Genomic DNA, 9,776 nt, shown 5'->3' with positions numbered 1-9,776 from the left:
CTGGCGGTCTCGCCACCCGCCCCCGCCCGCGCCGGCGGGCCCGCCCCCCGCCCCCGCCGCGCGGGGGGGGCCCCCCCCCCCCCCCCCCCCCCCCCCCCCCCCCCCCCCCCCCCGGCGCTGTACGGCGTTCAGCCCGGGTAGTAGCAGACGTTGGGAATGACCGGGCCGCCGTTGACCCCGAAGATCGCGAAGCCCATGTACGCACGGGTCTGCGGGCCGTACTCGCCGTCCTCGGCGATGTTCGCGTACACGATGTCCTCATTGATCTTGTGCTGGGCGTACCGGACGGCGTCCCGGGTCTTCGGACCGTAGTTGCCGTCGAGGGTGAGCGACCGCGCGTAGCAGTTGTTCAGCGCCTCCTGGAGTACCAGCACCGCGGAGCCCGAGTGGCCGTAGGTGAGGTAGCAGTGCTTGTTTCCGGTCTGCCAGCCGACGGTGGGCACGTGCATGTCCGCGCCGCCCGGGTAGCCGCCGACCCGGTAGAAGGTCAGGCTGGTGCACGGGCTGGACGCCTGTGCGGCGGTCGGCGCGGACAGGGCCAGGCCGGTGCCGGCCAGTAGGGCTACGAGGGTGAACGCGGCGCGGCGACGGCCGTTGCGACGCTGCTGGAGCGGCATGATCTCCTCCTGGGGTGTCGTTTCCGGGACGGACCCGGTGTGCTCCAGAGCCTCGCGACCGCCGGTCTACGGTTTCCTGTCCGAACGTCAATTCACCGTGACAGGGAGCCCTGATCGGAAACGGTCCATGATGGCCACTGCACAGGTGCGGGTCGTCCGCAACCGCTGGCCGCAGCGCCCCGCGTGAGCCGGTGAACAACTTCACAAGCGTTGGGCGACCGTCACCCACCGTGCCTACCGTCGGTCGGGTCCACCACCGTGGACGCCGCGACCGGCAACGCCAAATCCTGCCCCCGGTCGTCGGAAACAGAACCCGGGCAGGAGCGGGGGACCCAACGTTCCTCGGTGCATGTCACCTCGGGGTGAAGCCGCCAGCGCGCGGCCGGGCTCCTCGGCCCGAACCCGACAGCTCACCTCGCCGGCGTGGAGGAACGATCCATGACGTCTGCGTACACCCCCCGTCATCGACGGGTCACCACCCGCCGCGTCGCCGTCGGTACCCTGGCGGTCGGCGCGGTCACCGGCGCCGTCGCCCTCTTCGGCCCGGCGGCCCCGGCCCAGGCCGGTGTCAACTGGGACGCGATCGCCCAGTGCGAGTCCGGTGGCAACTGGAAGATCAATACCGGCAACGGCTACTACGGCGGGTTGCAGTTCTCCCAGGGCACCTGGGCCGGCTACGGCGGCACGAAGTACGCCGCCCGCGCCGACCTGGCCAGCCGTGGCGAGCAGATCGCCATCGCCGAGAAGGTGCTCGACGGGCAGGGCATCGGCGCGTGGCCGACCTGCGGCCGCAAGGGCGGCTCGTCGGGCGTTACCTCGACGAAGTCCACCGCGAAGTCCCCGACGAAGTCGACCTCCAAGTCCCCGACGAAGTCGACCTCCAAGTCCCCGACGAAGTCGACCTCCGAGTCGTCGACGTCGACCTCCGGCAAGGAGCGGCCGTCCCGCGGCGACCAGCCGGCTACCCGTGGTCACGAGCGGACCGCCCCGGCGGCCAGCGGCGACTCGTACGTGGTCGCGCCGGGGGACACCCTGTCGGAGATCGCCGAGCGGCACCCCCGCAGCGGCGGCTGGCAGGCCCTGTACGAGCGCAACCGTCAGCTGATCGGCGCGGACCCGGGCCTGATCTTCCCGGGGCAGCGGCTCGCTCTCTGACGTACCCACAGACGAACGCTCGGCCGGGTCACCGGCCGAGCGTTCGTTCGTCTGGCGTTGTCCTCGGGGGACGGGTCACGCCGCCGAGGCGGCCGACCTCGCCTCGCGGCGGGCCATCACGTCGCCGTTCCAGCCCCAGCGCTGCGCCGGCGCGGCGGCCTCGGCCGGCCAGCCGGTGCCGCGCCCGCCACCGTCGATGGCCGTCTCGACCGAGTCGGGGGTGCTGCGGGCCAGTCGCAACGACTGCTCGGCGGTCGTACGCGCCGCACACGGCCAGGACTGGCCGGCGCACTGGAGGTTGCGGCAGTGACCCTCGTCGTCGGCCTCGTGCGCCTCGAGCACGTCGACCGCGAGCTGCCAGAGCAGCGGGTCGGTCACGTCGTCCGGGCGTTCGGCGCTACGGCTCGGTCGGTTGCTGGTCTCGTCGGACATGGGCCCCCCTCGTCAGGCTTTCCTCCCAAGACTTCACCTGTGCGCGGTCGGCTAAACCGCCGACCTGCTGCGATGTGTCTCCGGTCGCAGCCCTAGTCCGGCAATAGCGGCATCTCGACCCCGGGAGCGCGGCCGAGCAGCACCGCCCGGGTGAGTGCCGTCGAGCCGAAGCGGTCGCGGACCGCGTCCACGGCAGCGTCCAGGTCGGCCCCGGTGTCGGCCTGGAACGGCAGTTCCGGCTGCACCGGGTTGTCGTCCAGGTTGCCGACCGAGACGCCGAGCAGGGTGACACCGCGTCGGTCGATCTCCGGCAGGGCGGCCCGCAGCAGTGTCCGGGCAGCGGCGAGCAGTGGCGTGGTGTCCGCGGTCGCCTTGCGCACGGTGTGCGAGCGGGTGGCGCGGGTGTAGTCGCCGAAACGTAGCCGCAGCACCACGGTCCGTCCGGACCGTCCGGCCGCCCGCATCCGCCGGGTGACCCGGTCGACCAGGCCGGCGAGGATGGCGTCCAGCTCCGCCGGCGCATGGGGGGTACGCCCCAACGCGTGCTGCGCGCCCATCGAGCCCCGGCGGCGGCCCACCTGAACCGCCCGAGGGTCCCGGTTGTGGGCGAGAGCGTGCAGGTGTCGGCCGGCGCCCGCCCCGAGCAGGGACACCAGCGCGGCCTCGCCGAGCCGGGCCACGTCCGCGACCGTGCGGATCCGGCGTTCCCGCAGCTTCGCGGCGGTGACCGGGCCGACGCCCCAGAGCCGTTCCACCGGCAGTGGGTGCAGGAACGCCGTCTCGGCGTCGGGGGCGACAACCAGCAGCCCGTCCGGCTTCGCCACTCCGCTGGCGACCTTTGCCAGGAACTTCGTCCGGGCCACACCCACCGTGATCGGCAGGCCGACCCGGTCGCGGACCTCCTGGCGCAGCCGCTGGGCGATGTCGGTCGGTGTGCCGACCAGCCGGCGCAGCCCGCCCACGTCGAGGAACGCCTCGTCGATGGAGAGCCCTTCGACCAGCGGCGTGGTCTGTCGGAAGATCTCGAACACCGCCCGGCTGGCCTGCGTGTACGCCGACATCCGGGGCTGCACCACGATCGCGTCCGGGCAGAGCCGTCGTGCCTGCTGACCGCCCATCGCGCTGCGCACGCCCCGCGCCTTCGCCTCGTAGCTGGCCGCCAGCACCACGCCACCGCCGACGATCACCGGCCGCCCGCGCAGGCGCGGGTCGTCACGCTGCTCGACCGACGCGTAGAAGGCGTCCAGGTCGGCGTGCAGGATGTGGGCGTCGTGCGACACGTACACATGTTCGCATGACGGCCGATGGTCGCGGCAGTGAGCTGGGAGAACGCGCGCTCAATCGAGGCAGAACTCGTTGCCCTCCGGGTCTGCCATGACGATGTGGCCGGCACCGAGCGGGGGAGCGGGCTCGTGTCGAGCGAGCCGCGTGGCGCCCCGAGCGGTGAGCCGGTCGGCCTCCGCCTCCAGGGCCGCCATCCGGTCGTCACCCGTCAGCCCCGGCGCGGCCCGCACATCGAGGTGGACGCGATTCTTTGCCTGCTTGCCCTCCGGCACCCGCTGGAAGAACAGCCGTGGCCCGGCACCCGCGGGGTCGACCACCGCCGACGCGTCGTTGCGGCGCTCGGGAGGCACGCCCATCGCGTCCAACGCGGCCTCCCACGAGTCGAAGCCCCCGGGCGGGCCCTGCAACTCGTAGCCGAGGGTGTCGGCCCAGAACGCCGACAGAGCGGCCGGATCGGCGGCGTCGAACGTAATCTGCACTTCACGGGCCATGGCAGCATCCTCGTTTCCGGTCTGGTCGGTCATGCCGCCATCCTCTCGTGACGGACCGACAGGATCGGTGCGACAGCGGGTGCGGTCCGGTCACAGGTCGTCGAAGGGGCGGGCGTAGCGGAATTCGCCCCGGATCGATCCGTCCCAGGCGGTCAGCGGCCGGGCCATGAAGTACTGCGGGCCCCACGGCTGCGGCGGGGTGACGCCCAGCTCGACGGCCGGGCGGAACCCGAAACGCGGGTAGTACCCGGGGTGCCCGAGCAGCACCACGAGCGCCTCGTCTCGGGCGTCGGCCGCGCCCAGGACCGCGTGCATCAGGGCGCTGCCGACCCCGCGCCGCTGCCAGCCGGGCAGCACGCCGAGCGGCCCGAGGCCCAACGCCACCGGCGCGTCGGCCACGCGGGCGCGCGTGGCCACCACGTGACCCACCACCAGGCCGTCCGTATCGACCGCCACCAGGGAGTACGCGGGCAGCCACCCGTCGTCGACCCGCAGCGCGTCGACCAGCGTGGCCTCGACCGGCAGGCGACCGCCGCGACCGCCGTCGGCGCTCCTGGTGGCGGTGTCCGCGCTGAGCCCGTGCTCCGGCCCGTGGTTCGGCCCGTGGCCGGGAGCGTCGTTCGGCCCGTGATCGGGATCGTCGGAAGGGCCGTGGTCGGCGGCGGAAAAGGCTGCGGCGTGCACGGCCCGGATGGCGTCGACATCGGCGGGGGTCTCGCGTCGGATCAGCACCGCGCCACCATAGGCCGGGCCGGGAACACGACTCCACGAGTTATTCGCGTGGTACCGGACGACGCCGCGGGCGGTTCTGGCGGACCCGCTTCCTGGGTGGCCTCGGATGGCCACCGCAGAGGCGTCGGGACGGAAGCACCAAGAGAAGCGTGATGCCTGTGAGTCATCAAGATGACTCAGAGGCATCACGCCCTTCGGAGCCTTGGGCCTTGGGCCTTGGGCCTTGGGCCTTGGGCCTTGGGCCTTGGGCGGGGTCAGCCGACGGCGGTGGGTGACGGCGGGGCGCTGCCGCCCTGGGGCGCCTCCGGGGCCATCAGCCGGATGATCTCCTTCTGGTCGGCAGGGGAGGGCAGACCCCAGTGCGGCCGGTACCCGTACACCTCGTGCAGTGGGGTCGAGCCGGTGCGGCCGTCCAGGATCTCCACGGCGTCCGTGCCGATCAGGCCGGGGTGTTCCACACCGCAGGCCTCGGCGACCTTGGTCAGGTCCCGGCGCAACGTCGCCAGGTAGTTGGCCGCCCGGACGGACTTGAGCGTCGGGTCGAGGCCCCGGGCCAGCCACGCGTTCTGTGTCGCCACCCCGGTGGGGCAGCTGTCGGTGTGGCACTTCTGCGCCTGGATGCAGCCGATCGACAGCATCGCCTCCCGGCCCACGTTGACCATGTCGCAGCCGAGCGCGAACGCCACCACGGCGTTGTCCGGCAGGCCGAGCTTGCCGCTGCCGACGAACACCACCTGCTCGTGCAGGTCGTGTTCCGCGAAGACCTTGTAGACCCGGGAGAAGCCCTGTTGGAACGGGAGCGACACCGAATCGGTGAAGATCAGCGGGGCGGCGCCGGTGCCGCCCTCGCCGCCGTCGACCGTCACGAAGTCGACGCCCCGGCCGGTGTCGCGCATCAGGCCGGCCAGCTCCTGCCAGAAGCTCAGGTCGCCGACCGCCGACTTGATGCCCACCGGCAGGCCCGTCTCGGCGGCCAGCAGCTCCACCCAGTCCAGCAGGCTGTCGCAGTCGGAGAACTCGGCGTGCCGCGACGGGCTCACGCAGTCCTGCCCGGCGGGGATGCCTCGGGTGGCCGCGATCTCGGCGGACACCTTCGCGCCGGGGAGCAGGCCACCGAGGCTCGGCTTCGCCCCCTGACTCAGCTTGATCTCCAAGGCGCGTACGGGAGCGCCGGCCACGAGGTCCTTGAGTCGGTCGAGGCTGAATCGGCCGTGTTCGTCGCGGCAGCCGAAGTACGCCGTACCGAGTTGGAAGACCAGCTCACCGCCGTTGCGGTGGTACGGCGACAGGCCACCCTCGCCGGTGTTCTGCAGACACCCGGCGAGGGCAGCGCCCTTGTTCAACGCGGTGATGGCATTGCCGGAGAGCGAGCCGAAGCTCATTCCGGAGATGTTGACCACCGACCCCGGCCGGAAGGCGCGCGCCCGACCCCGGGCCGCGCCGAGCACCTTCGCGCACGGCAGTCGGACGTCGTGCCCGGCCGTCGGCGACGACGGTGGCACTGCCCGGCCGAACGTGCGGTGCTTGATGATCGGGTACCCGGGCGTGAACTCGATGTCGTTGTCCGTACCGAAGCCGAAGTAGTTGTTCTCCTGCTTGGCGGACGCGTACACCCAGCGGCGCTGGTCCCGGGTGAACGGGCGCTCCTCGTCGTTGCCCGCCACGATGTACTGCCGCAGCTCCGGCCCGATCGCCTCCAGCAGGTACCGGGCGCGGCCCAGCACCGGGAAGTTGCGCAGCAGCGCGTGGTCGCGCTGGATCAGGTCTCTCGCGGCGAGCGCCGCGACAGCGGCGGCGACGGCGGGTACGGCTCGACGGGCCCAGGTCATGCCCAGCACTCTTTCCGCCCGCGCCGTCGGCCAAACCGGCCGGTCGCGCGGATGCGCTGGTCAGGACCCGGGCTGGGAGATGTTGACCAGCCAGCTGATGCCGTACTGGTCGACACACTGGCCGAACTCCGCGCCCCACATCTGCAGCTCCAACGGGACCGTCACCGAGCCGCCCGCGGAGAGCTGCTTCCAGTAACCGGTCAACTCGTCATGGTTGTCGCCGCTGAGACTGATCGTGATGTTGGTCCCGGGTTGGTACGCCACTCCGGGCGCAAGATCAGAGGCCATCAGCGTGAAGCCGTTCGGCGACTCAAGTTGACCGTGCATGATCTGGTCGGACAGCTCCGGATCCGGGTTACCGAATTCGCCGAAGGTGTTCACCACCAGCTCGCCACCGAACACCTGGTGGTAGAACTCCAGCGCCTGACGGGCAGTGCCGGGGAAATTCAGGTACGGGTTGAGTCGCGACTGCACAGCACCCTCCTCGGTCCTGGTCAGCGGCCATCGTCGCAGACCGACGGAGGGCCGACAACGAGGCGCGCCCGCCTTCGCGCTTGTGGCGGGCCGGTGCGGTGCGGGTTCGACCCGCACCGCACCCGGTGGCTCAGCGGTGCCGGAACGACTCGCGGACGGACCCGCCGACGATCGTGCACCATGTGCTGGTGCTGAGCTTGCCGTTGCGGGGCAGGCCGTGCAGCGCCTGAAGGTCCTGCACCGCCGTGCGGGTGGCGTGGTCGTAGGCCCCGGTGACGGTGACCGCGTACCCCTTCTTGGCCAGGATCTCCTGCACCGCGGTGACCGGCGCTCCGCTGGCGTGCTGGTCCAACTCGGGCGCCAGCGTCTCCCAGGTCGCCGTGGTGAGCGTGGCGTCCACGTCGACCGGGATGCCGTTGCGGGCCTGCCAGTCCTGCACGGCGGCCACGGTCGCGGCGTCGAACGTGCCGCTGACCGTCACGGCGTAGCCCCGGAAGGCCAGCAGGTGCTGCACCACCCGGACCGACGGCGAGTTGACGAACCGCCACAGGTCGGGCCAGCGACGGGCCGGCACGTCACCGAGCGGGGTGCCGAGGGCCGCGTGCACGCGCCGCCGCAGCTCGGGGAACTGCCGGTAGAAGGCCGCGCCCGGGCAATCGGTCGTGCGGAAGTCCCAGTGGCCGAAGATGTCGTACGCGTGCAGACCGTACTGCCGGCAGATCGTCACGCAGAGTTTGACCAGCGAGTCGGTCAGCGCCTGCGGCGGCGTCTCGGTGACGTAGGTGCCCTCGTTCTCGATGCCGATGGCCCGGCCGTTCTCACCCGGGCAGTGCGCCGCGATCATCTGGCGGTCGCCCGCTTCGAGGCGTTCCAGGCTGCCCCGGCGGCCCTCCAGCACGTAGCCGCCCCGGCTCACCGTGAAGTGCTGACCGGTGTCGGACCAGCCGTTGCCGTCCATGTGCAGGTCCTGGCAGTCGTGGGCCAGCTTGACCGCCTGCTCGCGGGAGTAGTCGGTGACGTTCGGGAACGCCATGTGATGCACGATGATCTTGTTGGTGGCGATGGCGCTGACCGACAGTGGGTCCGCCGGTGGGCGGGCGCCCCACTCGTCGCAGCCGATGATCCAGTCCAGGTCCGTGCCGGGGGCGGCCTGCGCCGCGCCCGAGAAGGCGAGTTCGCTCCCGACGACGGCGACCGCGGCCGCGCCGAGACCGGCGCGTAGCAGTGTCCGGCGGTCCACTTCGGAATGCTCGACGTGCATGACATCTCCTCCTGCGGCCGACGGCGGGGGATGAAAAGTAGCTCCAGTGGCCGCACGCACCACGGAGAATATTGCCAGACCCGGCCGCGCGCCAGGGCCAATCGCGTTTCCGTGTCCGCTGGTGGGGGTAGGTCGGGGCGGACTGTCCGCGCTGCCCCTTAAGGAATGACCATATGAGTGACAACGTCAGCGACGCGGTAGGCGACGCCCTCCGCTCGGTGATGCTCTTCCTGCCCAAGGCGGTCGCCTTCGTGGCGATCCTGGTGGCCGGATGGCTGATCGCCAAGGCCGTGTTGAAGATCGTCGAGAAGGTCCTCGAACGGGTCGGCTTCGACCGCGCCGTCGAGCGCGGCGGGATCCGTCGGGCCCTCAACCGTTCGCGGTACGACGCCAGCGACATCGTCGCGAAGCTCGCGTACTACGCGGTGCTGCTGCTCACCCTCCAGCTGGCCTTCGGCATCTGGGGACCCAACCCGATCTCCGACCTCATCACCGCCGTGGTCGCGTGGTTGCCCCGCGCCTTCGTCGCGATCGTCATCGTCGTGGTCGCCGCGGCCATCGCCAACGCCGTCAAGGACATCATCGGCGGCGCGCTCGGCGGGCTGTCGTACGGCCGGGCCCTGGCGGGCATCGCCTCGGTGTTCATCCTCGGCCTGGGCGTCATCGCCGCGTTGAACCAGATCGGCGTGGCCACCGCGGTCACCACCCCGGTGCTGATCGCCGTGCTGGCCACCGTCGGCGGCATCCTCGTGGTCGGAGTCGGTGGGGGTCTCATCCGTCCGATGCAGAGCCGCTGGGAGTCGTGGCTGACCCGCGCCGAGCAGGAGTCGCAGCTGATCGCCACGCACACCCGCGCCTACCGCGCCGCCCGCGCCGACGCCGAGGCCGAGTCGGCCCGCGCCGAGGCCGCCCGCGTCGAGGAGGCCCGCGCCGAGACCGCCCGCGCCGAGGAGGCCCGCGCCGAGGCCGCCCGCGCCGAGGAGACCCGCGCGGCGGACGCCCGAGCCGAAGCTGCCCGTGCCGATGCCGAAACGGCCCGGTCGGCCGCCGCCCGTGCCGACGCGGACCGCACGTCGGCCGCGACCCGCACCTCCGACCCCGAGGCCACGCAGATCGTGAGCCGCACCTCCGACCCCGACGCCACGCAGATCGTGAGCCGCCCGTCCGACGCGGATGCCGCCCAGGTGACCCCTCGTCAGACCGATCCCGAGGTCACGCAGGTGGTCACCCGGCCGTCCGACGCGGAGGCCACGCAGGTGGTGACCCGCCCGACCGACCCGGATGCCACGCAGGAGCGGTCGTCGACCGACGACACCACCCAGGTCGTCGGCCGGGAGACGCCTGCCGACGCCACCCCGACCCGGACGACCACGGACGACACGACGCAGGTGGTGGGTCCCCACCGGGACGCCGACACGACCCAGGTGATCAGCGGCGGTACGGTCCCCGGGCAGCGCACCGGCGACGACAGCGAGACCACGACGGTCATCCCGCCGGTGGA

General features: G+C 72.0%; 9 protein-coding genes, 1 pseudogene and 1 riboswitch. Of the genes and pseudogenes, 2 read left to right on the top strand and 8 right to left on the bottom strand.

Features of this window, described 5'->3' with window-relative positions:
* Positions 1–128: 128 nt before the first annotated feature.
* Complete coding sequence (locus ACIA3K_RS06620; RefSeq protein WP_396799546.1) at positions 129–617, bottom strand: peptidoglycan-binding protein; 489 nt, start codon at positions 615–617, stop codon at positions 129–131.
* 268 nt (positions 618–885) lie between these two features.
* A riboswitch (cyclic di-AMP (ydaO/yuaA leader) is annotated at positions 886–1,056 on the top strand.
* Between ACIA3K_RS06620 and ACIA3K_RS06615 the strand changes: the two genes are divergently transcribed.
* Complete coding sequence (locus ACIA3K_RS06615; protein ID WP_396799545.1) at positions 1,056–1,772, top strand: transglycosylase family protein; 717 nt, start codon at positions 1,056–1,058, stop codon at positions 1,770–1,772. It overlaps the preceding riboswitch by 1 nt.
* A gap of 75 nt (positions 1,773–1,847) precedes the next feature.
* On the opposite strand, the gene ACIA3K_RS06610 is transcribed toward ACIA3K_RS06615, so the two are convergent.
* The 7 genes from ACIA3K_RS06610 to ACIA3K_RS06580 all read right to left on the bottom strand — a co-directional run bounded on the left by ACIA3K_RS06610 (position 1,848) and on the right by ACIA3K_RS06580 (position 8,275).
* The gene (locus ACIA3K_RS06610) at positions 1,848–2,204 is read right to left on the bottom strand and encodes a hypothetical protein (RefSeq protein WP_396799544.1); all 357 of its coding nucleotides are present in this window, start codon (positions 2,202–2,204) and stop codon (positions 1,848–1,850) included.
* A 92-nt stretch (positions 2,205–2,296) separates the two neighbouring features.
* Entirely contained in the window at positions 2,297–3,484 is a 1,188-nt protein-coding gene (dinB, locus tag ACIA3K_RS06605; RefSeq protein ID WP_396799543.1) for a DNA polymerase IV, read from the bottom strand.
* Between the two features lie 57 nt (positions 3,485–3,541).
* Positions 3,542–3,979: a VOC family protein gene (locus ACIA3K_RS06600; protein ID WP_396799775.1), complete on the bottom strand. Its 438-nt coding sequence runs from the start codon at positions 3,977–3,979 to the stop codon at positions 3,542–3,544.
* Between the two features lie 90 nt (positions 3,980–4,069).
* Entirely contained in the window at positions 4,070–4,711 is a 642-nt protein-coding gene (locus ACIA3K_RS06595; protein ID WP_396799542.1) for a GNAT family N-acetyltransferase, read from the bottom strand.
* Positions 4,712–4,965: 254 nt separating this feature from the next.
* Positions 4,966–6,540 carry a glutamate synthase-related protein gene (locus ACIA3K_RS06590; RefSeq protein WP_396799541.1) on the bottom strand — a complete coding sequence of 525 codons (1,575 nt, stop codon included), beginning with the start codon at positions 6,538–6,540 and terminating at the stop codon, positions 4,966–4,968.
* 60 nt (positions 6,541–6,600) lie between these two features.
* Positions 6,601–7,014 carry a VOC family protein gene (locus ACIA3K_RS06585; RefSeq protein WP_396799540.1) on the bottom strand — a complete coding sequence of 138 codons (414 nt, stop codon included), beginning with the start codon at positions 7,012–7,014 and terminating at the stop codon, positions 6,601–6,603.
* Positions 7,015–7,144: 130 nt separating this feature from the next.
* Positions 7,145–8,275, bottom strand: a complete 1,131-nt coding sequence (locus ACIA3K_RS06580) for a peptidoglycan-binding protein (RefSeq protein ID WP_396799539.1) — start codon at positions 8,273–8,275, stop codon at positions 7,145–7,147.
* Positions 8,276–8,448: 173 nt separating this feature from the next.
* On the opposite strand from ACIA3K_RS06580, the pseudogene ACIA3K_RS06575 reads away from it, so the two are divergent.
* Positions 8,449–9,273 (top strand): annotated as a pseudogene (locus ACIA3K_RS06575) (hypothetical protein); the annotation flags it as partial.
* Positions 9,274–9,776 lie beyond the last annotated feature (503 nt).

The organism is Micromonospora sp. NPDC051543 (genome assembly GCF_044454415.1).
Taxonomy (GTDB): Bacteria; Actinomycetota; Actinomycetes; order Mycobacteriales; family Micromonosporaceae; genus Micromonospora.
Note: the sequence above shows the minus strand (reverse complement) of the source record. Positions and strands in the feature narration are given on the sequence as shown.